Genomic DNA, 23,796 nt, shown 5'->3' on the forward strand with positions numbered 1-23,796 from the left:
ACAACGCTAAAGGAAGGGAGTAGGGCATGGCATCGGTGGCCCAGGCGGTCGATATTGAGCGGATCGGCACAGATGAGTTCCGCGCCCCTGTGGTTCCATCGCGGATTAAGCGCACCTTCGGCGGACAAATTATGGCGCAAGCGCTGAGGGCAGCGCAGCTGACGGTAGAGGGCAAGTTAGCGCACTCCCTGCACTGTTACTTCGTGGGGCCGGGCGATTCGAGCGCACCCACCACCATCCAAGTCGAGCGGGTTAGGGATGGGCGCTCATTTGTGCACCGCCATGTGCGTGTCTTTCAAGAGGATCGTTTGATCTTTATGCTCAGCGCTGGTTTCCACGTGTCTGGGGACAGTGGCCCTGAACACCAGGCTGCGATGCCGCAGGTGCCGACACCGGAGAGCATTAAGGGCTCGCCTTATTCCACCCGCATCATTTTGAAAGAGTGGGAAGACTGGGATGTGCGGCTTGTTCCGGACGCAGACCGTGATGCTGTTGCCGCCGAAACCACCGGGGCCGGGTTTAGGAATATCTGGTTCCGCAATACCGGTGAACTGCTTGCTACCACCCCCGAGCAGTCCCTCCATCAGGCAGCGTTGTTGTATATGTCTGACATGACGCTGATTCGCACGGCGCTTCTGCCGCACCAAGGCGAAAAGATTCAGCTAGCAAGTTTGGACCATTCGCTATGGTTCTTGCGACCAGTGCGGGTTGATGAGTGGATGCTGTATTCACAGTCCAGTCCCTCGGCACAAACTGGTACGGGGCTTGCCCAAGGAAAGATTTTCAATCAGCGCGGCGAGCTACTGGCCGTGGCGGTGCAGGAGGGGCTGACACGCACCCTGCATCCCGACAGCGAAGTCTCCAGTGCCAATGGCAATTGGCAAAATCTCTAACGCCTAAAACACTTTTCTCCAGTGGGTTCTGCTGTGGATGCAGGCGGGATGCAGCCCCTGTGCAGGTGGAGGCTCGTTGAGGCCGTATAATTACAACAGTTTCCACACAAGTCTTTTAAGCCACATCGAAAGGGATGACATGGCAGGCCACTCTAAATGGGCAACAACGAAGCACAAGAAGGCGGCGAACGATGCCAAGCGTGGCAAGGAATTTGCCAAGCTGATCAAGAATATCGAGGTGGCAGCACGCACCGGCGGCGGTGACCCTGCAGCCAACCCCACCCTCGATGACATGATCAAGAAGGCTAAGAAAGCCTCCGTTCCCAACGACAACATTGAGCGCGCCCGCAAGCGCGGTTCCGGCGAAGAGGCCGGTGGTGCCGATTGGGAAACCGTGATGTACGAGGGCTATGGCCCGAACGGCGTGGCCATGCTCATCGAGTGCCTGACGGATAACCGTAATCGTGCGGCGACGGACGTCCGCACTGCGATGTCTAAGAATGGCGGCAACCTCGGCGAGTCCGGTTCCGTGGCATATATGTTCTCCCGCACCGGTCTGGTTATGGTGGAGAAGGGCGAACTCAGTGAAGATGACATCCTTCTCGCCGTCCTCGAGGCCGGCGCCGAAGAGGTCAATGACAACGGCGAGAAGTTCGAGATCACCTGCGCACCGGGCGATGTTCCTGCCGTGCGCGAGGCGCTCGTTGCTGCCGATATCGAGGTCGATGACACCGATACCGACTTCCGTGCTTCCGTTGAGGTGCCGCTGCAGGCAGATGATGCCCGCAAGATCTTCCGCCTCATCGATGCTCTCGAGGATTCGGATGATGTCCAGAACGTTTATACCAACATGGACTTAAGCGAAGAGGTCCTCGCCGAGCTGGACGAGGACTAAGAAGGCTAGTCGAGCTCGAGGCCTTCCATGCCATGAGCAGTCACCGTCTCTGACAATGGTGCGCGGCCCGGGGCAGTCTTGAACACGGGGCTGGACTGGTCTGCTACGCCGAAAGTTAGGGCGGTGACGAGTTTGTAATCCTCGTCCACGCCCAGGAACTCACGGACGGTTGGGGCGAGCAGCGAAATCATGCCCTGCGGGACGCCGTGATAGCCGTGCGCCTGGAGCGAGAGCAAAAAATTCTCCGCATAGGTGCCTTGGTCAAAAGCGGCACGGATGCGGTCACCCATCGGGGGAATGAAAAGCAGCGCGGTGTGCGGGGCACCGAAGAAGCGAAGGTTTTCACGGATAAATTCCGTGCGGGCTTCTTTATCTTCACGCGCAATGCCGAGGAGCCCATACATTTTGGCTGCCAGTTGCTGAGAGCGCTGCGGGTGAACGCCTTGACCGTAATCAATCGTGAAGTCTGGGTTGATGCCGTTCTTATCGAATTCGGATATGAGAGCAGCGCTTAGTTCTTGCAGTGCCGTACCGCCGACGAGGTGCACATTCCATGGTTGGGTATTGGAATTGGAGGGGGCGGATCGGGCGTCGATAAGCACCTGCTTTATGACATCAGCGGGGAGCGGCTCCGGAAGGAATGCGCGCGGTGAATGGCGGGAACGGATAAACTCTGAATAGTCATTAGGATGTTGAGACATGCGCGCCACTCTACGCCGCGCAGTAGGAGAGGCGAGTAAGCGGCTTGGGGGACTGCCTAGACTAGAACACATGTGTGTACACTGTTCCTAGATAAACAAGCGCTTCACAAGGGCGCGTGCAACAAGGGCGAGGAGGCGGCCGTGAACTTGGAGGGGTTGCGCGTCATGGGCATTGATCCCGGTCTGACGCGTTGCGGTCTGTCAGTTGTCCAAGCCGGTCGTGGGCGTGGGGTCATTCCCATCGCCGTAGGGGTCGTCCGCACCCCCAGCGACAAGGACTTAGGGGAGCGCCTGAAGCGACTATCGGTGGCAGTCCGGGAATGGATGGATGACTATAAGCCGGATGTTGTGGCCCTCGAGCGCGTATTCGAACGCGGTCAAGTCTCAACCGTGATGCAGACCGCGCACGCGGTTGGGGTATTGGTCCTTGCCGCAGCAGAGCGGGATATTCCGGTGCACATGTACACCCCTTCCGAAGTCAAGAAGGCAATTTCAGGCAATGGACGTGCTGATAAGAAGCAGATGACTGCCATGATTACTCGAATCTTGGGGCTCAGTGAGGCGCCTAAGCCGGCCGACGCTGCGGATGCCCTAGCCCTAGCCGTGTGTCACTGCTGGCGTGCGCCAGCCCTGGCATGGATGACCGGCGGTGATGCGAGCGCTGGCGTCGGGGCCGGGGCACGAACGAGCGGAGTACGCGGCACCTCGCCGCGTACCGCATCCGTCTCCCGGGCGGCGAAGACGACCTCCTAAGCTAACTGGCACAACCACTCACACCAAGGAACCCTATTAATGATTGCATCTTTGCGCGGAACCGTCCTAGACATCCAGCTTGATCATGCCGTGCTGGAATGCGCTGGCGTGGGCTATAAGGTCCTGGCCACCCCGGCCATGCTGGGAACCCTACAGCGTGGCGAGGAAGCGCGGATCATGACCACGCTCGTGGTAAAGGAAGACTCGATGACGCTGTACGGCTTCACCAGTCAGGATGACCGCGATATGTTCCACGTCCTCCAAACGGTTTCTGGGCTGGGGCCAAAACTGGCTCTAGCTGCTCTGTCCGTGATGAGCGCGGGCGATTTGGCACAGGCGATTGCGGGGGAGGAGGCCGCACGCTTGCAGAAAATCCCGGGAGTGGGAAAACGCGTTGCACAGCGGTTGATTCTGGAGCTCAAAGATAAGGTCAAGGCTTTCGCCCCGGCAGAAGGCGCGGATCTCTCGGCTGCTGCCCCGGCTGCCGCCGGGCCGGTGGTTGAGGATGTCGTTGAGGCTCTTATTGGGTTGGGCTTTACTGATAAAATGGCCCGCCCCGTGGTGGAATCCGTGGCGGCAGAGCAACCCGATGCGGCGACGCCGGTGGTGCTGCGCGCAGCGCTGAGCCAGCTTGGCGCCAAGAAATAGGGGAGAGTGGGTGACATGTCAGACGTAGAACGCACTGAATTTAAGCTTCCGGAGGGGATGGATTTAAGCTCGCCCCCGCAGCGTAACCAGGATGTGGACGCCACAGAGCAACAGGGCGAGCACGATATTGAGCGCTCGCTGCGCCCGAAGTCCCTCGATGAATTCATTGGCCAACCCAAGGTGCGCGAGCAGCTATCGCTCGTGCTCAATGGCGCGAAAAACCGTGGTGTCACCCCGGACCACGTATTGCTCTCCGGCCCGCCTGGGCTGGGCAAGACCACCATGGCGATGATCATCGCCCAAGAGCTGGGAAGCTCCTTGCGTATGACCTCGGGCCCAGCGCTGGAGAGGGCCGGGGATCTAGCGGCGATGTTGTCGAATCTGATGGAGGGGGATGTGCTCTTCATCGATGAAATTCACCGCATCGCCCGCCCAGCTGAGGAAATGCTCTACATGGCAATGGAGGATTTCCGCATCGATGTCATCGTGGGCAAAGGCCCAGGAGCGACGTCCATCCCGCTGGAAATCCCGCCTTTTACACTGGTAGGAGCGACAACTCGTGCGGGCATGCTGACTGGTCCGTTGCGTGATCGCTTCGGTTTCACCGCGCAGATGGAGTATTACGGTACTGAGGATCTCACCCGGGTAATTAGCCGTGCAGCGCGGATTCTGGAGGTGGACATCGATCAGGATGCCGCGGTAGAGATTGGTTCCCGCTCGCGTGGCACTCCGCGTATTGCCAACCGGCTTTTGCGCCGAGTCCGAGACTATGCCGAAGTCAACGGGGATGGACATATTAATGTTGCAGCTGCCCAGGCAGCGCTGCGGGTCTTCGACGTCGATGAGCGCGGATTGGACCGTCTTGACCGCGCGGTGCTCGGGGCTTTGATCAAAGGCCACGGCGGTGGCCCCGTAGGAGTGAATACCCTAGCCATCGCGGTGGGCGAGGAACCATCGACGGTGGAGGAGGTCTGTGAGCCCTATCTCGTGCGTGCCGGCATGATCTCACGAACCGGCCGCGGCCGTGTGGCAACAGCCGCCGCATGGCAACACCTAGGACTGGAGGCGCCCGAGGGAGCGGTTGGCGGGACCCTTTTTTAATTGGCCCGGAGGTAGGGCGGTCTGGCACACTGGCCTTTTATGAACGGAACTCAACTTCTTCTTCTCCTTGTTCTCGCCATCCTCGTCATCTTGCCGAGCTTCATGTCGATGCGAGCGCAGCGCAAGCGCCAGGCGCAGATGCAAAAGCTCCAATCCTCGCTGAAGGCGGGACAGGAAGTGATTACTGCCGGCGGCCTCCACGGCACCGTCGTCGCAACCCGCGGCGAGCAGGTTGATCTGCAGGTGAAGGACGGCACGGTGATGACTTTCGACACGATGGCCATCGTTCGCTCCGCTGACGCAGCCGGCGCAAACACTGATGCGCCAGTGGAGACGGAGGACGAGAACGACGAGCGCTTCCCGAAACTCTAAGATTGCGTTGCGCTCGTCACAGTGCGGGCGCGTACCTTAAGTCTGTTAAGGAAAACAACAGTCCATGACGTACCATGGTGGACTGTGCTTTAGTCATGGAGGCACCGCGGCGCCCAGTGCGTGCGCGGCGGTTGCTGCCATGACCTATGATTTTTAGCCCTGTTCCTCACAACACAGGAGATCTTTGTGTCCGCTTCGAAACGTGGTGGCGTTAGCAGCCGTCAACGGCAATGGCCCAAGCGTGCGATGGCGTTTTTCGCGCTCATTGTCATCGTGGTTTATGCGCTGATATTTTTGACCGGTGATAAGTCACCAACACCCAAGCTCGGCATTGACCTGCAGGGCGGAACCCGCGTAACCCTGGTGCCGCAGGGCGAAGACCCCACCCAGGAACAGCTGCAGCAGGCGCGCACCATCCTCGAGCAGCGCGTGAATGGCATGGGCGTGTCCGGTTCTGAGGTCGTCATCAGTGGCTCCAGCTTGGTCATTACCGTCCCCGGTGAAGATGCCTCCCAGGCGCAGGCCGTGGGCCAAACCTCCCAGCTGTTGTTCCGCCCAGTGGGCGAGCAGCCGATGCCAGACATGGGCAAGCTTGAGAAGACCATGACGGATATGGCTAACCGGTGGGTTAAGTACGGGGTGGTAACTCCGGAGCATGCTGATCAGTCGCTGGCCTCCATCCATGAGGCACTCAACCAGAGTGCCGACGCCGCCCAGGGCGGCGATCAGAAGGACGAGGAGAAGGATGACAAGTCACCGGCTCCGACTGTGAGCGAAAAGCCGCTTCCGGACCCAGCGAACTCCCTTGAGGAAACTGAGCGCCGCGACAAGGTTACTGAGGTTCTGCTCAAGGACCGCCAGTCCGAAGACCCCACCGTGCAGACCGCAGCCTTGGGACTGATGACCTGTGATGCGGAATCCGATCCGCTGGCAGGTACCGACGACCCTGCAAAGCCCTTGGTGGCTTGTGATTACTCGAATCAGCAGCCCTATATTCTTAACCCGGCTCCGCTGCTGGACGGCATTGAAGATCCGAACGGAACTCGCCTGACCGGTAACGAGATTGATAACAACGCCCCGATTCAAGGCGGGCTCAATTCCCAGACTGGTCAGATGGAGATTAACTTCGCCTTCAAGACCGGCGATGGCCCCAATGGTTCGCAAACCTGGGCTACCCTGACCCAGGAGTACCTCCAGAAGCAGGTGGCTATCACCCTCGACTCCGCCGTGATTTCCGCGCCGGTAATCCAAGGCCCGACCCCGGTTGGTTCTGCCACTTCCATCACCGGTGACTTCACGCAGGAGGAGGCCCAGAACTTGGCCAATAACCTGCGTTATGGTGCGCTCCCACTGTCCTTTACCGGCGCTAACGGCGAGCCGGGGGGCACGGTAGAAACCGTTCCGCCATCGCTGGGCAAGGCAGCTCTTGAGGCAGCGCTCATCGCGGGCATCGTGGGCCTCATCCTGGTTTCGCTGTATTCCATCTACTACTTCCGTGCCCTGTCTTCGGTGGCTCTGTTGGTCCTCATCGCTACCTGCGTTCTGCTTTATGGCGCACTGGTTCTGCTGGGCCGGTGGATCGGTTACTCGCTTGATCTTTCCGGCATGGCGGGCTTGGTCATCGGTATTGGTGCCACCGCTGACTCCTTCGTCGTCTACTACGAGCGTATGAAGGATGAGCTCTTGAGCGGACGTACCTTCCGCTCCGCCACCCGCACTGGTTGGGAGCGTTCGCGAGCAACGATTGTCACAGGTAAGGCCGTGACTCTCATCGGCTCCGTCGTGGTCTACTTCTTGTCCATTGGCGCCGTCAAGGGCTTTGCCTTCACCATGGGCCTCACCACCATCTTCGACCTCGTCGTATCCTTCCTGATCATGGCACCGCTCATGCAGCTTCTTGGTAGCCGCCCAGCCTTTGCCAAGCCGTCGATGAACGGCCTAGGCGGTATTTACAACCTTGTGGAGGAACGCCGTGAACGCGGCTTTTATGCCAAACCGGCCAAGAAACCCGTCGCTACTGCTACGGATGAGGAGAAGTAACCATGGCTGTCGAAACTACTAACCGCAAGATTTCCCGTTTTGACCGTCTCTATGTGGACGGCAGTGGATTTGACTTCGTGGGCCGGGCTAAGACCTGGTACACCATCGCCGGCGTGCTGCTTATTGCCTCGATCCTGGCTATCGTACTTCGCGGCTTCAATCTGTCCCTTGATTTCGAGGGCGGCACGAAGCTCAACATGCCTGCAGGCGATCTTTCTACTGAACAGGTAGAAGAAACCTTCACGGAAGCCACCGGTGTCACTCCGGAGCTGGTGCAGATTGTGGGCGCCGGTTCTTCGGAGACTCTGGAGATCACCTCCGAGCGCCTGTCGCAGGATGAGGTTAACCAAGCCCGCCAGGCTATCTTTGAGACCTACCAAGTCAAGGATGACAACGGCAAGCCCAGCCCGGATGCAATTGGCTCCTCGACGGTGTCGGAATCCTGGGGCTCATCGATCACCCAACGCATGGTTATTGCCATGGCGGTCTTCCTCGTGCTGGCTACCATCTATGTGGCGGTCCGCCTGCAGCGCGATATGGCTTTTGCCGCTATCCTCGCGCTCATCTTTGACGGTGTCTTCATCGCGGGCATCTACGCGCTCTTCGGATTCGAGGTGTCCCCGGCAGTCATCATCGGTCTGCTGACAGTCCTGACCTTCTCCCTCTACGATTCCGTCATTGTCTTCGACAAGGTGGATGAGAATACAACGGGGCTGGAAGGCCAACGCAAGAAGACCTACGCCGAGCTCACTAACTTGGCTGTCAACCAGACCGTGATGCGTTCCATCTCCACCTCGGTGATTTCGGCCTTGCCTATCATCGCGCTGTTCATCGTCGCCGTGTGGTTAATGGGCATTGGTACTTTGCGCGATCTGGCATTGGTTCAGTTCATTGGCGTTATTGAAGGTGTCTTTTCCTCCATCTTCCTGGCCACCACGTTGCTGGTGACCTTGTCGAATCAGCGCAAGAGCGTTAAGAAGCACAATGAGGTGGTCGCTGCCTACCGCGCCGAGGGGTGGACTGCAGAAGCAGAGGATGAGGATGCGCCGAAGGCAACACGCACCGTGGCATCCCCGGCCGCAGCTTCTGCACCAGCCGCAACACAGACCGAATCCGGGCCGCGTAGCGACGAGTCCGGTGGGGCGTCCTGGCGCCCTGGGCGCTAAGCCGTGCGTAGTCCATCATTCGCGGCGCTGTGTGCCGCGGTAGCTCTTACTGTGACCGCATGCGGGGCACAGGAAGGCGGCCTTGGCAAAGACACCCCGCCATCGCGTTTTGCGGTGCTGGCCGACGCCCCCATTGCCACCAGCAATGCAGCCACGGCGTGGGGGGATGCGGTGGGGGCGGCCCAGCTGGCTAGCCGTGTTTTCCCGGCGCTCTACGTACCGGGCCCGGCGGGGCAGATGGTCCCTAATTCAGATCTCGCCGATGCCGAGTTCTTTGCTGCCGAGGGTGAGGACGCTGGGGCGCACGTGGACTTCACGCTCACTGAGCAAGCACGTTTTGCTGACGGTGAAGCCGTGACCTGTGATGATTACCTTTTGGTCTTCACCGCCGGGCAGTTGAGCGAGATTTTCGGTTCCCACCTTCCCCTGATGGAGGAAGTGACAGAAGTGGAATGCGCGCCCCACAGCAAGAAATTCACCGTATGGTTTACACCTGATGCCGGCTCGCGGTGGCGGTATTTGTTTGGGCCGGGTTCGGTTGTCCCAGCACACGTGTTAGCCAAGCGGGCTGATATGAACCTCGAAGAACTCAATGCAGCTCTACATTCTCAGGACGTAGCTACTTTGCAGCCGGTAGCAGAGGCGTGGCGCTATGGTTTCTCTACGGAGCCTGGGCGCTTTGACCCGGAGTTACAGGTTTCCTTCGGTCCTTATCAAATCGAGCGCGTTGAGGATGACGGTGCCATTGTGCTCACCGCCAACGATAACTATTACGGCGATAAGCCGACCCTGCGCGAGATCCTCATGCTTCCGAGAAGCGCAGACGCTGCCGCGTTTGTTGCCTCAGATGAGCTCCGCGTTGCCGAGGCTGCCACCGCGTCACCGTCGTGGTTCGACCGGGATGCAGAAGGCAAGCCAGTAGAGGTGACGTCTTCGGCAGGAAGCCTGACAGACACCTTAGTATTCTCCGAGGCTGGGACCTTTTCTCAGCCCTGGGCACGCGCTGCCTTTGCGGCCTGTGTGGATGCACAGCACTTGGCGCAGGTCTCATCGAAGGAATCTGGCGTGGACGTCCCCGCTGTCACCGTCCGTACCGTGCGCAATGATGATCCGGTCGCGGCGCAGATGTCTTCGCTGACAACCGTTCCTGTAGACAATGCAACGGCATCCGGTCTGTCCGGCTACACCATCGGAGTGGGTTACCTCGGGCCTAACCCGCGTTATAAGGCGATGGTGGAGGAGCTCCGCGCCGCGTGCGAACCTGCGGGGATCATGGTGGAGGACCGTTCCGGCGAGCGGGTTTCCCGTGCGCAATTGGCCGCGGATCCTGCAACTGGGCAGCCGGAGATAGATGTCTACCTCGGCGCCGTGGACCCGATGCGTGAGCATTCCGCGCCGTCCTCTAGCGTGAAGCACGCGGCGGCGCTGCGGAATCTGGAGCAGGAATTGTGGGAGGAGCTGCCCTCTATTCCCATCGCCGCGCAGCCTCGCACATTCATTGTCGACCGCGCTGTCACCGGCGTGGTGCCCTACACTGGCCTTGCGGGTATCGGGTGGAACCTCGACCGTTGGAGCTATAACCCCACAACAGCAACTGAAACAAAGGAAGAGTCGTGAGCGAGATTTACGTCGCAGCAGCACAAGCCTTGAAGGATAAGGTGCGCCTTGTCCAGGATTTCCCAGAGGAGGGAATTCTTTTCGAGGATCTGACCCCGGTGTTGGCTGACGCAGATTCCTTCACCGTCGTTGTCGATGGCTTAGCAGAGGCCTGCAAGGAGCTCGGCGCAGACATGATCGGCGGCCTCGATGCACGCGGTTTCCTGCTTGGTTCAGCCGTAGCCTACAAGCTGGGACTAGGAATCTTGGCTATCCGCAAGAAGGGCAAGCTCCCACCGCCCGTCTTGACCCAGGAGTACGAGCTGGAATACGGCACTGCAGCACTGGAAATCCCCAGTAGCGGCATTGATATTAAGGGCAAGCGCATCGTGCTTGTCGACGACGTCCTCGCAACCGGCGGCACACTCCACGGCGCCACCTTGCTCTTGGAATCCGCTGGAGCTGAAGTCGTGGGCAACGTCGTGGTCCTAGAGGTCCAAGGACTTGAGGGCCGCGAGCGCCTGCAAGGTTCTCCGTTGATTGTGCTCAACCAGATGGGGACGAAGGACTAAGGTTGTATGCCTAAGCTACTTCGCGGAGGCAGACATGACGACTGAAAAGCAGGACAAGACTGCATGGCGGCCAGGCAGTGTGCGCGGCATGTCCGCGCGATTGGCCCGCTCCCTGACAGGTGGTCGAGTAAAGATCAATCCGGCTCTGGACCCGTTGATGTCGATCCACCGGGAATTTCACCCGAAGGCGGATGCGGAGCTGCTCAACAATGCCTACACCACGGCACAGCGTCTGCACGAAGGCGTTTTCCGCAAATCCGGCGAACCTTATATCACGCACCCGTTGGCGGTAGCGACAATTGCGGCTGAGATTGGTATGGACACCACGACTGTCGCGGCGGCTTTGCTCCACGACACAGTGGAAGATACTGACTATTCGCTGGAGGACCTCACCCGTGACTTTGGTCCCGAAGTGGCCCGGTTGGTCGACGGCGTAACGAAGCTTGACAAGGTCGCCCTCGGTGCCGCCGCGGAGGCAGAGACAATCCGCAAGATGATCGTGGCCATGGCCACCGACCCGCGCGTGCTCGTTATCAAGGTGTGCGACCGCCTGCACAACATGCGGACCATGCGCTTCCTGCCGCCCGAAAAGCAGGCGAAGAAGGCACGCCAGACTCTCGATGTCATTGCGCCACTGGCTCACCGCCTAGGAATGGCCAGCGTCAAATGGGAGCTTGAGGATTTGGCCTTCGCCATCCTGTACCCAAAGAAGTACGACGAAATCGTGCGCATGGTGGCGGATCGTGCTCCCTCACGCGATCGAGCGCTGAAGGAAATCAAGGCCCAGGTAGGCCAGGCTCTCAAGGCTAATGGTATTGAGGCCGAGGTCATGGGGCGCCCGAAGCACTACTGGTCGATTTACCAGAAGATGATCGTGCGCGGCCGCGACTTCGCGGAGATTTTTGACCTCGTGGGAATCCGCATCCTCGTCGATGACATCAATTCCTGCTACGCGGCCATTGGCGTGGTGCACTCGCTGTATCAAGCTCTTCCAGGGCGCTTCAAGGATTATATTTCCTCTCCGCGATTCGGGGTATACCAGTCACTGCACACCACCGTGATTGGGGCCGGCGGTTCCACCCTTGAGGTGCAGGTGCGCACGCACGAGATGCACTATAACGCGGAGTTCGGCGTGGCCGCCCACTGGCGTTATAAGGAAACTAAGGGCAAGAACTCGGGCCACCAAGAAGAAGTGGACCAGATGGCGTGGATGCGTCAGCTGCTGGATTGGCAGAAGGAAGCTGCAGATCCCAACGAGTTTTTGGATTCGCTGCGCTATGACCTGACAGCCAAGCAGATTTTTGCCTTTACCCCCAAGGGTGACGTGGTCAATCTGCCCGCGGGGTCCACCCCTGTGGACTTCGCCTATGCGGTGCATACCGAGGTCGGCCACAGGTGCATCGGCGCAAAGGTCAACGGCAAGCTCGTGGCTCTAGAATCGGAGCTGAAGTCCGGCGATAAGGTCGAGATTTTTACCTCAAAGGATCCGAATGCTGGCCCCTCGCGGGATTGGCAGGAATTCCTCGTATCGCCTCGGGCGAAGACGAAGGTGCGGCAGTGGTTTGCCAAAGAACGCCGTGAAGAGCACCTCGAGGCCGGGCGCGATGCCTTGGCTGCTGAGGTGCAGCGCGGCGGCTTGCCCATGCACCGCCTGTTTACCGCCAGCTCCATGAAGCAGGTGGCTGAGCAGCTGCACTATCCCGATGTGGATGCACTCTATACCGCTATTGGCGCGGGTCACGTGTCGGCACAGCACGTTGCCAACCAGCTCATGGCCCTGTTCGGGGACCAAGACGATGCCGTCGATGCCTTGGCTTCGCGTACCCCACTGAGCGAATTGGAGAACTCCCGTGCTCAGCACACGAAGGATTCCGCAACTGGTACCGGCATCTTGGTGGAGGGCAGCCCAGACGTCATGGCCAAGTTGGCGAAGTGCTGCCAGCCGGTGCCTGGTGACGCCATCTTTGGTTTCGTCACCCGCGGCGGTGGCGTGTCTGTCCATCGAGCGGACTGCACCAATGCCGAAAAGTTGAAGTCCGAGCCGGAGCGCATGATGCAGGTGGAGTGGGCCGGCGGGCCGAAGTCCTCCGGTGCATTCGCCGCAACCTTGCAATTGGAGGCCATCGACCGCCAAGGTCTGCTTTTTGAGCTCACGCGAATTTTCAGCGAGCAGAGCCTCAATGTGCTGTCGATGACGTCCAATCGCGGTGATGATCACATCGCGACCGTGCGCTTTTCCTTCTCGGTTTCCGATACCAAGCAACTGGGCCAGCTCATGACAACGTTGCGCAACACGGAGGGTGTCTTCGACGTTTATCGCGTCACCGCCTAACCCGCCACCCCTGATTCGGGGGTGCGTGGCTGAACTCAAGGTTGCGCCTGGGTGAAACCGTAGAAGATCCTACGTAAACCCGCTGGTGGTGGTCTCAGCATGCGCTGCGCCATTGTGATGTATGCGTTATAAACACGTGGACAAGATTCCTCTCATTCTCAGGAGACCTACGTGAACTTCCGTCGCTTTGGCCAGCTGTTGGCCGCCACCACCGTTACCGCCGTTGCTATCTCCGGCGCACCTGCCTTCGCCGCCGAGGCTGATCAAGTGACCTTCTCCGTCACTAACTTCACCGACTTCCACGGCCACCTTGAGCTGGCTGAGGAGTTCGACAAGGACACTAAGGAATTGAGCGGCTACACCGAGATGGGTGCTGCTCGCATGGCTGCGCTCATCAAGGCCGTCAACAAGGATCAGGAGTACGCCCTGACCTCCGCCGGTGATAACGTTGGCGGCTCCGCCTTCGTGTCTGCAATTTCTGAAGACAAGTACACCAACGAGGCCCTCAATACCATGAACCTCGATGTCACGGCTGTGGGCAACCACGAGTTCGACAAGGGCACCGATGACCTGATGGGCCGTATCAAGGACCAGTCCAACTTCCCGATCCTGGGCGCCAACGTCACTAAGGATGGCAAGCCCCTGCTCGATGCTTCCTTCGTCAAGGAGGTAGACGGTGTGAAGGTCGGCTTCGTTGGCACCGTTACCACCAACACCAAGTACAAGGTGTCCGCCGCTTCCATCCCAGGTGTCGAGTTCTCCGACCCCGTCGAGGCCACCAATAAGGAAGCCAGCCGCCTGAAGGAATCCGGCGAGGCCGAGGTTGTAGTGGCGCTCATGCACGAGGATGCTCAGCAGTTCGCGCAGGGCTTCAACAAGGATGTGGATATCCTCTTTGGCGGTGATACTCACGTCAAGACCCAGGGCGAGGTTGCTCGTGAGGACGCACTGCCGCTGTACTGGGCACAGGGCTACGAGTACGGCAAGGTGCTTAACGACGCCGACATCACCTACGACAAGGCCGAGAAGAAGATCACCAAGATTGATCTCAAGCAGTACGACGTGGCCGACGCAGATGTCTTCGCTCAGCTGCAGGGCCTCGAAGACGACCCCGAGGTAGCTAAGGTTGTCGAGGAAGCAAAGAAGGTAGCGGAGATTGAGGGTGCCAAGACTGCTGGTACCACCGAGAAGGCCATGTACCGCGGTTCTGATGAGGGCAAGGACACCGGTACCAACCGCGGTGTGGAGTCGACCCTCAATAACTTTATTGCCGATGGCCAGCGCTATGCTCTATCTAAGCAGACGGACAAGGACATCGAAATCGGTGTCATGAACGCAGGCGGTGTGCGCGCCGACCTCAAGCAAGGTGATGTTTCCTACCAGGACATCTTTGCCGTTCAGCCATTCGGTAATTACGTGATCACCGCGGAGGTTAGCGGCGCAGACTTCATTACCGCGTTGGAGAACCAGTGGAAGCCTGGCCAGTCCCGCCCGCGCCTGGCTCTGGGCCTGTCCAACAACGTCACCGTTGTCTACGACCAGAAGGCTGAGCAGGGCAAGCGCGTTAAGTCTGTCACCATTAACGGTGAACCGATTGACCCGGAGAAGAACTACAGCATTGCTCTGTCCTCCTTCCTTGCCTCCAGCGAGACGGAGGCCGGCGGCGATGGCTTCTTCGAGCCCGGTTCCATCAAGAACCGCAATGACGTTGGCTATATGGACACCCAGGCGATGATTGACTACATCGCTTCCGGCGAGTCCAAGGTTCGCACCGGCCAGGGCCAGATTGGTGCCCACGTGTCTGGTGACCTGAAGCCGGGGGAGGAGATCACAGTCGACCTTTCCTCCCTGAACTACTCCAACGCAGAAGAGCCACAGGCTAAGAAGGTCACCGTTGCACTGGGTGACGCTAAGGCCGAGGCAGACATTGACAACGCAGCACAGCCCGGTGACGAGCAGTTCGGTGAGCGCGGCCGCGCGACCGTCAAGCTCACACTCCCGGAGAAGCTGGTGGGCGATGAGAAACTGCACATCACTACCGATGCTGGTACTGAAGCAGTTCTGCCGCTGTTCCTAGACGGCAATGACGGCTCTCAGGACGGCGGTTCTGCCAAGGACGTAGGGTCCTCTATCGGCTTGGGCGTGGGAATCTTTGCCGCAATCGCGGCTGCTATCGCAGCCGTCATTGGTGCCATTAACATGCCGGTAGCAGCCCTCCCAGCTCCGGTACAGCAGTTAATTGAGCAGCTGCGCAAGCAGTTCAACATCTAGTCACTTCTGATGTACAGGCCCGCACTACGGTGCGGGCTTTAGCTTTTTCTTCCGGAAGGTAGGGTAGTAGGGTGTGGATACACTGAGGCTTTTTGGACGCGAGGCAATGTATCAGCTCGGCATTGAGCTTCACCGCATCCCCCTGGTGATGCTCGCAACGCTGGGTATCTATCTGGCCTTCATGGTCCTGGTCAAGCTTTTCGGCAGCCGTGTTCTGACGTCCATCACTGCCTCTGACGCCGTCATCATCATTATGTTTGGTGCGGTCTCTGGACGCGTCATCGTGGGTAACCCACCGACGCTCGCCGCAGGCATCATTGGTCTGTTCACCCTCATGCTCCTGGAAGCCGCCTTCGGTACGTTTCGTCAACTAGTGGCGTGGTCACGGTTCATCGACCGCAAGCCAGTCTTGCTCGTGTACAAGGGGCAGCTGCAAGAAGACAACATGAGTTTCGCCCACATTACCGAGAGAGACGTCAATTCCGCAGTGCGCAAAGCTGGCCTGGGCCGGCGCAGCGACGTGCAGCTGATGATTTTGGAGCCTACCGGCCAGATATCTGTCATTCGCCGTGGCCAGCTTGTTGATGCCTCCGTGTTCAAGGACGTCCTAGGCGCCGAGCGCATCGAGGAAGTGGATGAACCGGACTAGCCTGTATGTTCTGGCTTCTTGAGAAATTGAGTGCTTAAGAAGCCGCGTCGACCCTATCGGGGGCACCGTATCTGGTGGGACGGAAAACCAAAAACTCCTCCTGCGCGGAGTGCGCAAGAGGAGTGTACGGAGCCAGTGGCTTACTTGGTGCCGGCGAGCTTGTCGCCGAGACGCATAGCGTCATCCATGGCGCCGATGATGGAGGTGACGACCTTGATCCACTCGCGGATCTCCTTTGGGCTGATGTTGCCCTCATCGTCGGAGGAGAGAGCGAAGAAAGCCTTGGAGGAGCTGTCATCCTCAACCGGGGCTGCGGAAGCAACTGCGGTACCGGAGAAAGCGATGGTTGCAGCGGTGGCAGCAGCAACGATGGACTTACGGGAGAAGAACTTCATGGTGTGGTCCTAATCTGATTCGAATGTGAACGGAAAGTCTGAGCTATTCGGTCTGACTTACTTAGCGAAGTACTTGTTGTAGAAAGCGAAGACCGTGCCCAGAGCGCCGATGATAGCGGTGAAGACAGCGATCCAGTCGCGGATCTCACGCGGGCTCATGTCGGAGATGGAGGAACCCTCGGAGTCATTGGAGGAAGAGGAAGAAGACTCCTCGTCCTTGTCCTTGTCCTTGTTCCCGTCCTTGCCGTTGTCGCCGGTGTTGGTGTTGTTCTTGCCCTCAGACTTAGGAGCGTCCTTGCCGGCGTCCTCGTTGGTGTTGGTGTCGTTGGTGGTGTCGTTTACCGCGGCGGTGTCATCGTTGGTGGTCTCAGCGGTAGCAACGGTCACGCCGGACAGGGAAACGGTAGCGGCGGTAGCGGCAGCAACAAGTGCCTTACGGGAGAAGAGCTTCATTCTCGTTCCTTAGGTATCTCGGGAATTTCAAAGACCTCACAGATGGTACTGAGGCACTACGCGTTTTGCAAGGGTTCTACCATTCGAATAGCGAGTCTGAAGGTCTGCTGACTGTCGCATGTGAGCTGGGTTTATCACGATATGACGCCTTTGGGCGAAGAATGCTTTGCTAAATGAACAGCTCAAGGCTAAGAAATTCTTAGACCGTGATGGATGGTGAGGGACGGGAAAGGAAAAGCCCCGCTCACTGAACGTGTGCGAGGCTGATCACCGTAAAGGGGGTAAAACTTAGCTTTCGATGGTGGCCTTGGTGATGCGAACCTCTTCAGCAGGTTCACCATCGGATTGTCCATCCTTGACGCCCTTAGCGGCAATGGCGTCGATGGTCTTCTGGCCCTTCTCCGTCAGGTTGCCAAAGTAGGTATAGGCAGGCGGAAGCTGCGAGTCCTTGTAGTTAATGAAGAACTGGGAACCATTGGTGTCTTCACCGGCGTTAGCCATGGCGATGGAACCCTTCGGGTACAGAGCCGGCTGGGCCATTGCTGTGTCGTCAGCTTCATCGGTGGGGTATTCATTAGCAAACTGGAAGCCAGGTCCGCCGGAACCCTTGCCGGTGGGATCACCGCACTGCAGGACGAAGATGCCGCCATCAGTCATGCGGTGGCACACGGTGTCGTCGTAGTACTTTGCCGAAATCATGTCTGTAATCGCGTTGACGGTGCACGGAGCTAGGGAGCGATCAAGAGTCATTTCAATATCGCCTTGCTTGGTGGCGAAGTTGACGGTCACCTCTCCCTTGGCAGGAATGTCCTTGCCCTGCGGGGTGGGGACCTCACGGGAAGCGTCGCCGGTCTCGGGGTATTCGCAGGTGACGGTCTCACCAAGGGGCTTAGCGCGCTTGCCACTCAAAGCCTGGGCAGTGGGGGCTTCGGTGGTGGTGTTCGCAGCCGAGCTTTCCTCGGCCTGAATCTCCTCCTCCTCTGATGAGCGCGTTGACAGGAACCAGATACCGCCAACGAGAGCGATAATGACCACGGCCGCCATGAGCACAACGCCCAGTGGGCGGCTCTTTTGTTTGCGGTCACGGGATTTCAGCTCGCGATCGAGCTGATTGAGCGCATCATCCAAGCGCTGGCTGTTAGTAGACACCTATGTTTCCTTCACTGTGGTGGTTCACAAACTTTCGACCCACTCATCCTAACCGCACCGTTGTTCACCGTGGCGAGCCGCCCCGCGGGTCAGTACGCTTGGGTGCCATGGCTACAACGAATTTTCAGAATAAACCCGTCGACACCAATGCCGAGCTGCCCAAGGTTGGTGACGCCCTGCCGGACTTCACCCTCGTGGGAACCGACTTGGCAGAGCTGACTAATGCTGACTTCGCAGGCAAGCGCCTGGTGGTGTCCTGCTTCCCATCCGTGGACACCGGCGTGTGTGCGGCACAGCTGCGCAAGTTCAACGAAGAGGCAGCTGGTCTAGAGAACACTGTTGTCCTGTCCGTCTCCCGCGACCTGCCTTTCGCGCAGGAGCGTTTCTGCGCTGCAGAAGGCATCGAGAACGTCGTCAGCGCTTCTGATTTCCGCTCTGATTTTGCCGATAAGCTCGGTCTCGTCCTGGAAGGCTCCCCGCTCAAGGGCCTATTCGCCCGCGCGGTCATCGTCACCGACGCCGAGCACAAGGTGACCTACACCGAGCTGGTTCCGGAGGTCACGACCGAGCCGGACTACGACGCAGCTTTGGCAGCTCTCAAGTAATGAGCGCTCCCGAAATCTACGGTTTCGCCGCTGGGCCCTATAAAACCAACACCTATGTGGTGGCTAACGGTTCTCGGGCGTTCATCGTGGACCCAGGGATGCATACGCGCGAGAAGCTTGAGCAGCTCGCGCGTGAGAAGTCCTTGGAGTTTGAAGCCGTCGTGCTCACCCACGGCCACATTGATCACACGCGCGACGCTGCCGAGTTTGACCTACCGGTCTACATCCACCCGGACGACGCGTTCATGCTGGTGGATGGCTCCGGTGTGTCCCCCGAGTCGCAGATGCTCTTTGCTGCCGCCTCCATGAAGCAGGTAGCGGACCGCCGCGACTTGATCGATGGAGAAACGTTGAGTCTTGTCGGCCTTGAATTTGATGTGCTCCATGCACCGGGCCATTCCCCGGGATGCGTCATCCTCGTGGCTGAGGGGATTGCCCTGACGGGCGACGTGCTATTTAAAGGCTCCATCGGGCGTACCGACTTGCCACACTCCGACCACGCCGCGATGCAACGTTCACTGCGCGGTCCGGTGTGGGGTCTTGATGACTCCCTTGCTATCTTGCCGGGCCACGGCCCGACGACGACCATGCGGCGTGAACGCGCGACTAATCCGTTTCTACGCGCAGCAGGGGATGTACTCTAAAGGGCGTGAGTGATAAGAAGCAGTTCAAAGCCCTGTCCGCGCCTAAGGGTGTGCCGGACTACGTCCCGCCGCAATCGGCCATCTTTGCCAAGGTCCGTGAGGCCTTCGTACATCAGGCACACCTGTCCGGCTTCCAGCACATCGAACTCCCCGTCTTTGAGGACACATCGCTCTTCGCCCGCGGCGTAGGGGAGTCCACGGACGTGGTGTCGAAGGAGATGTATACCTTCGCCGATCGTGGTGATCGTTCCGTGACGCTGCGACCAGAGGGCACCGCGGGTGTCATGCGCGCGGTCATTGAACACAACCTTGACCGCGGTCAGCTTCCGGTGAAGCTCAACTATTTCGGCCCCTTCTTCCGCTACGAGCGCCCGCAGGCGGGCCGTTACCGTCAGCTGCAGCAGGTCGGTGTGGAGGCCATCGGCGTGGATGATCCGGCGCTGGATGCCGAGATTATTGCCTTGGCGGATCGCTCCTACCGCAGCCTAGGCCTGAGCCAATTCCGCCTTGAGTTGACCAGCTTGGGTGACCACGACTGCCGCCCGGCCTACCGCGAGAAGCTGCAGGAGTTCCTGTTCAAGCTGGATCTAGACGAGGACACTAAGGCCCGCGCGGAGCTCAATCCCCTGCGCGTGCTCGATGACAAGCGCCCAGAGGTCCAGGAGCAGCTTGTTGATGCTCCCTTGATGCTTGACCACCTCAATGCCGAGTGCCGCGAGCACTTTGAAACGGTCACCGGCCTGCTCGATGACATGGGCGTGCCCTACACCATCAACCCGCGCATGGTCCGCGGCCTCGACTATTACACAAAGACCTGTTTCGAATTCGTCCACGATGGCCTTGGCGCGCAGTCCGGCATCGGTGGCGGCGGCCGCTATGACGGCCTCATGGCCCAGCTTGGTGGGCAGGAACTGTCCGGAATCGGCTATGGCCTTGGCGTAGACCGCACCATTCTGGCCCTCGAGGCTGAGGGAGTCGAGCTCGAGGGTGTCGACGAGCGCGTGGCCGTCTACGGTGTGGCCTTGGGAGCTGCGGCGAAGCAGAAGATGGTCAGCATCATCAATGACCTGCGTAAGGCCGGCATTGCTGCCGATATGTCCTTCGGCGACCGTGGCCTTAAGGGAGCGATGAAGGGCGCTGATCGTGCCAACGCCCGCTTCGCACTCGTCCTCGGTGACCAAGAGCTAGAGGCCGGCTCCGTGGCGCTCAAGGACCTGCGCGCGCACGAGCAGCGCGACGTCCCTGTGGGGGACATCGTCAACCAGCTCCGTCAGCTGGTTTAGCACTCCACCTGGGAGACGGTAAAGCCCATCGTCTTCGCTAGGCCGCCGAGCGAGGTCTCCTTGTACTTGGAGAGCATGTCGCGTCCGGTTTCGGCCATGGTGCGGACCGCGTTGTCGAGGGTGACGTGGTGCGTTCCCTCACCCATGCGCGCTAGGCGAGCGGCGTTAATGGATTTGACGGCGCCAATAGCGTTGCGCTCGATACAGGGGATCTGCACCAGGCCGCCAACAGGGTCGCAGGTCAGGCCGAGGTTATGCTCAAGCGCGATCTCGGCGGCGTTTTCCACCTGCTCCGGGGTTGCACCGAGCAGCTCAGCCATACCGGCCGCCGCCATGGAGGAGGCGGAGCCCACCTCACCCTGGCAGCCCACCTCGGCGCCGGAGATGGAGGCATTGGACTTGATGATGATGCCAACGGCACCCGCAGTGAGCAGGTAGCGGCGGGCATCGGCGCGCGTGAAGTCCGCCATAAAGTCGCGGGCATAATGGAGCACCGCCGGGATGATCCCACAGGCGCCATTCGTCGGTGCAGTAATGACGCGGCCGCCGGCGGCATTCTGCTCGTTGACGGCGAGCGCGTAGAGGTTTACCCATTCCATTGCGGAAAAGCCACAAGACTCGTCGTCCTGCTTGGCCAACAACTGTTGGTACATCTGCGGCGCACGGCGGTTGACACGGAGGCCACCAGGCAAGATTCCCTTGGTGGAGATTCCCTCGGTCACGCATTCGCGCATGATGTCCCACACAAGGTCGAGGTGTTGGTAGACGTAGTCGAGTCCGCCTTCTTCGCGGTGCAGGACTGCCTCATTGGCGGCGACGATTTCCCAAATGTCCATGTCGTTGGCCGCGCACAGGTGAAGCAGGTGCTCACCCGATTGGAACTCATAAGGAACGGCGTCCTCGGCGGTCGCCGCAGCGACACCGGCCGGAACTCCAGTGTCGGTTTCGAGCTGGGCGTTGTACTCCTCGCGGGACAGAATGAAGCCGCCGCCGACGGAGAAGTACTCCGTGTTCTCGGCGAGGATGGAGCCGTCTTCGTCCCAGGCAGTGAAAATCAGGCAGTTCGGGTGTTCTGGCACCGGCTCGTTGTTGAACTCAATGCTGTACTGCACCTTACCTGCAGGGCCTGAGATGGAGCCCTCGCTGGGGATGAAGGCATCAGCGCGCGGCTCGGCGTCGAGCGGCACCGACAGTGGGTCCCAACCAGCAAGGCCCAAAATTACGGCGCGATCTGTAGCGTGGCCGCGGCCGGTAGCAGAGAGCGAGCCGCGCAGTACGACGTGGACCTTTGCAGGGTGTTCATCCAGTGTCTCGAGGAAAGCCTTGGCGGCGCGCATGGGGCCGACGGTATGAGAGGAGGAAGGGCCGATGCCGATGGAGAAGATATCGGTCACGCTAATTGTCATGTGGGGTCAAACCTCCTTAGAAGCGTTAAATAAGTTACGCTTTACGATAGTACCGAGAGGCCTCCATAGCTGCTTAGTCCGGTTGGCCGTCGTGGCGGGAGAGGAGTTCGCGGAAACCTGCAGGATCCGAATCCAGTATGTCTTCGGAACTGTCCTGGGGCGTTTCCTGCGTTTCGCTGAGGGTGCCCGTAAGCCCAGCGACCCGGTCGAGCGGGCGCACCATGAGATCCGCTAACTCCCTAGCGGCACGCTCGATGCGCCTTTCATTACGCGCGCCCTCCGCGGTGCCATAATCCTCCGTGGCTTGGAAGACGCCGGTGGGGACCACCGTGGCGTGCAGGTAATTGAGTAGAGGCCGCAGGGCATAGTCCAGGACCAGCGCATGCCGGCTGGAGCCGCCCGTGGCCGCGATAAGGGTAGGAAGCCCCTCCAAGGAATGCGGCTCCAAGGTGTCGAAGAACATCTTGAACAGGCCCGAGTAGCTTCCTTGGAACACGGGACTGACTGCGATGAGACCGTCGGCATTCAGCACGGCGGACTGTGCCGCCTTCAGACGAGGCGTGGGCGAGACCCAGTTGGTCATGGCCTCGGCCAGCTCGCCCGCGAGTTCGCGTAGCTCCACGACGGTGATGTCCACGCCTTCACCCCGGGCGGTGACATGGGCGGTGGTGGCGGATGAGAGGGCGTCACCAAGCGCGCGCGTCGACGACGGCAAGGACAGCCCAGCCGTAACAACCACCAGTGACCGCATTTATTTCTCCTCTCCAGGGCTGACCAGCGCGTGTGGGGGATAGGAGCCAAGCGTGGCGTGCGTCGGTGGGTCAGAAGGTACATGATCTGGGCGGCGTTCCTCAAAGCGGCGGCGCAGTTCCGGCACGACCTGGGTGCCGAGGATTTCTATCTGCTCCAGCACCACCTCTTGCGGCAGTCCGGCGTGGTCGATGAGGAAAAGCTGGCGTTGATAGTCACCAACCCAATCAGCAAACTGCAGCGTGCGCTCCACCACTTGCTCCACGGTGCCTACCGTTAAGGGGGTTTGAGCCGTGAATTCTTCCAGGGAAGGACCGTGGCCGTAGACCGGAGCGTTATCGAAGTAGGGGCGGAAGAAATCCTTCGCCTCCTGCTCTGTAGACCCGATGAAAACGTGCCCACCGAGGCCCACGATGGCCTGATCGGCACGGCCGTGCCCATAGGATTCATAGCGGTTGCGGTAGAGGTTCACCATCTTCGCGGTGTGTTCCTTGTGCCAGAAGATGTTGTTGTGGAAGAAGCCATCGCCATAATAGGCAGCCTGTTCGGCAATCTGCGGGGAGCGGATGGAGCCGTGCCAGACAAAGGGCGGGATACTGTCGAGCGGCGCCGGTGTGGCGGTGAATCCCTGGAGAGGGGTACGGAACTTTCCTTGCCAGGACACGACGGGCTCACGCCAGAGGCGGCGCAGCAAGTGATAGTTTTCCACCGCGAGGGGGATGCCCTCGCGGATGTCCTTGCCAAACCACGGGTAGACCGGGCCAGTGTTACCGCGGCCCAGCATTAGGTCGATGCGCCCGTCGGCGAGGTGCTGGAGAAAGGCGTAGTCCTCCGCGAGGCGGACGGGGTCGTTGGTAGTGATCAGCGTGGTGGCAGTGGAGAGTTGAAGGTTCTTTGTCTGTGCCGCGATATAGGCCAGGTGAGTGGTGGGTGCCGATGGGACGAAAGGTGGGTTGTGGTGCTCGCCGGTGGCGAAAATATCGAGCCCTACCTCCTCCGCCTTGAGCGCGATTTCCGTTATCGCGCGGATGCGCTCGGCCTCGGTGGGGGTGCGGCCGGTGGTGGGGTCTTGCGTGACGTCACCAATGCTGAAAACTCCGAATTGCATGCCAATCTCCCGTC

The 23,796-nt window shown here is 59.6% G+C and carries 23 protein-coding genes; 16 read left to right on the forward strand and 7 right to left on the reverse strand.

The genetic code is table 11. From position 1 onward, the window contains the following. The first annotated feature begins 26 nt into the window (after positions 1-26). Positions 27-893, forward strand: coding sequence for an acyl-CoA thioesterase (locus HMPREF2896_RS08875; protein WP_070644900.1), 867 nt, complete (start codon positions 27-29; stop codon positions 891-893). A gap of 139 nt (positions 894-1,032) precedes the next feature. Further along, on the forward strand, positions 1,033-1,788 hold the full coding sequence (locus HMPREF2896_RS08880; RefSeq protein WP_070446794.1) for a YebC/PmpR family DNA-binding transcriptional regulator: 756 nt from the start codon (positions 1,033-1,035) through the stop codon (positions 1,786-1,788). Between the two features lie 5 nt (positions 1,789-1,793). On the opposite strand, the gene HMPREF2896_RS08885 is transcribed toward HMPREF2896_RS08880, so the two are convergent. After that, entirely contained in the window at positions 1,794-2,489 is a 696-nt protein-coding gene (locus tag HMPREF2896_RS08885) for a nitroreductase (RefSeq protein WP_083276479.1), read from the reverse strand. A gap of 141 nt (positions 2,490-2,630) precedes the next feature. Between HMPREF2896_RS08885 and ruvC the strand changes: the two genes are divergently transcribed. From ruvC to HMPREF2896_RS08940, 11 genes are all read left to right on the forward strand, one after another. Beyond that, a complete protein-coding gene (ruvC, locus tag HMPREF2896_RS08890) occupies positions 2,631-3,242 on the forward strand; it encodes a crossover junction endodeoxyribonuclease RuvC (protein WP_070446956.1) in 612 nt (203 codons plus the stop codon). Between the two features lie 39 nt (positions 3,243-3,281). Next, positions 3,282-3,890 (forward strand): Holliday junction branch migration protein RuvA, encoded by a 609-nt coding sequence (gene ruvA, locus HMPREF2896_RS08895; protein WP_070446796.1) that lies wholly within the window; start codon positions 3,282-3,284, stop codon positions 3,888-3,890. A gap of 15 nt (positions 3,891-3,905) precedes the next feature. Further along, a complete protein-coding gene (gene ruvB / locus HMPREF2896_RS08900; RefSeq protein ID WP_070719285.1) occupies positions 3,906-4,991 on the forward strand; it encodes a Holliday junction branch migration DNA helicase RuvB in 1,086 nt (361 codons plus the stop codon). A gap of 39 nt (positions 4,992-5,030) precedes the next feature. Next, positions 5,031-5,363: a preprotein translocase subunit YajC gene (gene yajC / locus HMPREF2896_RS08905; RefSeq protein ID WP_070719211.1), complete on the forward strand. Its 333-nt coding sequence runs from the start codon at positions 5,031-5,033 to the stop codon at positions 5,361-5,363. Positions 5,364-5,609: 246 nt separating this feature from the next. After that, positions 5,610-7,403 carry a protein translocase subunit SecD gene (gene secD / locus HMPREF2896_RS08910; protein ID WP_210388765.1) on the forward strand — a complete coding sequence of 598 codons (1,794 nt, stop codon included), beginning with the start codon at positions 5,610-5,612 and terminating at the stop codon, positions 7,401-7,403. Positions 7,404-7,405: 2 nt separating this feature from the next. Further along, a complete protein-coding gene (gene secF / locus HMPREF2896_RS08915; protein WP_070644894.1) occupies positions 7,406-8,569 on the forward strand; it encodes a protein translocase subunit SecF in 1,164 nt (387 codons plus the stop codon). A gap of 3 nt (positions 8,570-8,572) precedes the next feature. Then, the gene (locus HMPREF2896_RS08920; RefSeq protein WP_168165691.1) at positions 8,573-10,186 is read left to right on the forward strand and encodes an ABC transporter substrate-binding protein; all 1,614 of its coding nucleotides are present in this window, start codon (positions 8,573-8,575) and stop codon (positions 10,184-10,186) included. Continuing rightward, positions 10,183-10,737: an adenine phosphoribosyltransferase gene (locus HMPREF2896_RS08925; protein ID WP_070446808.1), complete on the forward strand. Its 555-nt coding sequence runs from the start codon at positions 10,183-10,185 to the stop codon at positions 10,735-10,737. The genes HMPREF2896_RS08920 and HMPREF2896_RS08925 overlap by 4 nt, the downstream gene beginning before the upstream one ends. Before the next feature lie 34 nt (positions 10,738-10,771). Further along, positions 10,772-13,069 carry a RelA/SpoT family protein gene (locus HMPREF2896_RS08930; protein ID WP_070446810.1) on the forward strand — a complete coding sequence of 766 codons (2,298 nt, stop codon included), beginning with the start codon at positions 10,772-10,774 and terminating at the stop codon, positions 13,067-13,069. 171 nt (positions 13,070-13,240) lie between these two features. Then, positions 13,241-15,340, forward strand: coding sequence for a bifunctional metallophosphatase/5'-nucleotidase (locus HMPREF2896_RS08935; protein ID WP_070644889.1), 2,100 nt, complete (start codon positions 13,241-13,243; stop codon positions 15,338-15,340). A 106-nt stretch (positions 15,341-15,446) separates the two neighbouring features. Next, on the forward strand, positions 15,447-15,989 hold the full coding sequence (locus HMPREF2896_RS08940) for a DUF421 domain-containing protein (protein WP_210388766.1): 543 nt from the start codon (positions 15,447-15,449) through the stop codon (positions 15,987-15,989). Between the two features lie 140 nt (positions 15,990-16,129). Here HMPREF2896_RS08940 and HMPREF2896_RS08945 read toward each other — a convergent pair whose 3' ends face one another. The 3 genes from HMPREF2896_RS08945 to HMPREF2896_RS08955 form a co-directional block, all read right to left on the reverse strand. Further along, a complete protein-coding gene (locus HMPREF2896_RS08945) occupies positions 16,130-16,384 on the reverse strand; it encodes a hypothetical protein (protein WP_070446814.1) in 255 nt (84 codons plus the stop codon). A gap of 57 nt (positions 16,385-16,441) precedes the next feature. Beyond that, on the reverse strand, positions 16,442-16,837 hold the full coding sequence (locus HMPREF2896_RS08950; protein ID WP_070719216.1) for a hypothetical protein: 396 nt from the start codon (positions 16,835-16,837) through the stop codon (positions 16,442-16,444). 288 nt (positions 16,838-17,125) lie between these two features. Continuing rightward, positions 17,126-17,986, reverse strand: coding sequence for a peptidylprolyl isomerase (locus HMPREF2896_RS08955; RefSeq protein ID WP_070719217.1), 861 nt, complete (start codon positions 17,984-17,986; stop codon positions 17,126-17,128). A 107-nt stretch (positions 17,987-18,093) separates the two neighbouring features. On the opposite strand from HMPREF2896_RS08955, the gene tpx reads away from it, so the two are divergent. Genes tpx through hisS form a run of 3 tightly spaced genes read left to right on the forward strand, consistent with a single transcriptional unit; the run spans position 18,094 to position 20,518 of the window. Next, positions 18,094-18,591, forward strand: coding sequence for a thiol peroxidase (tpx, locus tag HMPREF2896_RS08960; protein WP_070644883.1), 498 nt, complete (start codon positions 18,094-18,096; stop codon positions 18,589-18,591). Then, positions 18,591-19,235 carry an MBL fold metallo-hydrolase gene (locus HMPREF2896_RS08965; RefSeq protein WP_070711281.1) on the forward strand — a complete coding sequence of 215 codons (645 nt, stop codon included), beginning with the start codon at positions 18,591-18,593 and terminating at the stop codon, positions 19,233-19,235. Before tpx ends, HMPREF2896_RS08965 begins: the two co-directional genes overlap by 1 nt. Before the next feature lie 5 nt (positions 19,236-19,240). After that, a complete protein-coding gene (gene hisS / locus HMPREF2896_RS08970; RefSeq protein WP_070446824.1) occupies positions 19,241-20,518 on the forward strand; it encodes a histidine--tRNA ligase in 1,278 nt (425 codons plus the stop codon). Here the strand turns inward: hisS and HMPREF2896_RS08975 are convergent. The 3 genes from HMPREF2896_RS08975 to HMPREF2896_RS08985 all read right to left on the reverse strand — a co-directional run bounded on the left by HMPREF2896_RS08975 (position 20,515) and on the right by HMPREF2896_RS08985 (position 23,782). Beyond that, a complete protein-coding gene (locus HMPREF2896_RS08975; protein WP_070644879.1) occupies positions 20,515-21,924 on the reverse strand; it encodes an L-serine ammonia-lyase in 1,410 nt (469 codons plus the stop codon). The two genes, hisS and HMPREF2896_RS08975, sit on opposite strands and share 4 nt — an antisense overlap. Before the next feature lie 73 nt (positions 21,925-21,997). Next, complete coding sequence (locus tag HMPREF2896_RS08980; protein ID WP_070719219.1) at positions 21,998-22,675, reverse strand: FMN reductase; 678 nt, start codon at positions 22,673-22,675, stop codon at positions 21,998-22,000. Then, on the reverse strand, positions 22,676-23,782 hold the full coding sequence (locus tag HMPREF2896_RS08985; RefSeq protein ID WP_070719220.1) for an LLM class flavin-dependent oxidoreductase: 1,107 nt from the start codon (positions 23,780-23,782) through the stop codon (positions 22,676-22,678). Positions 23,783-23,796: the final 14 nt, after the last annotated feature.

The sequence above is a fragment of the Corynebacterium sp. HMSC069E04 genome, from assembly GCF_001813175.1.
Lineage (GTDB): Bacteria > Actinomycetota > Actinomycetes > Mycobacteriales > Mycobacteriaceae > Corynebacterium > Corynebacterium aurimucosum.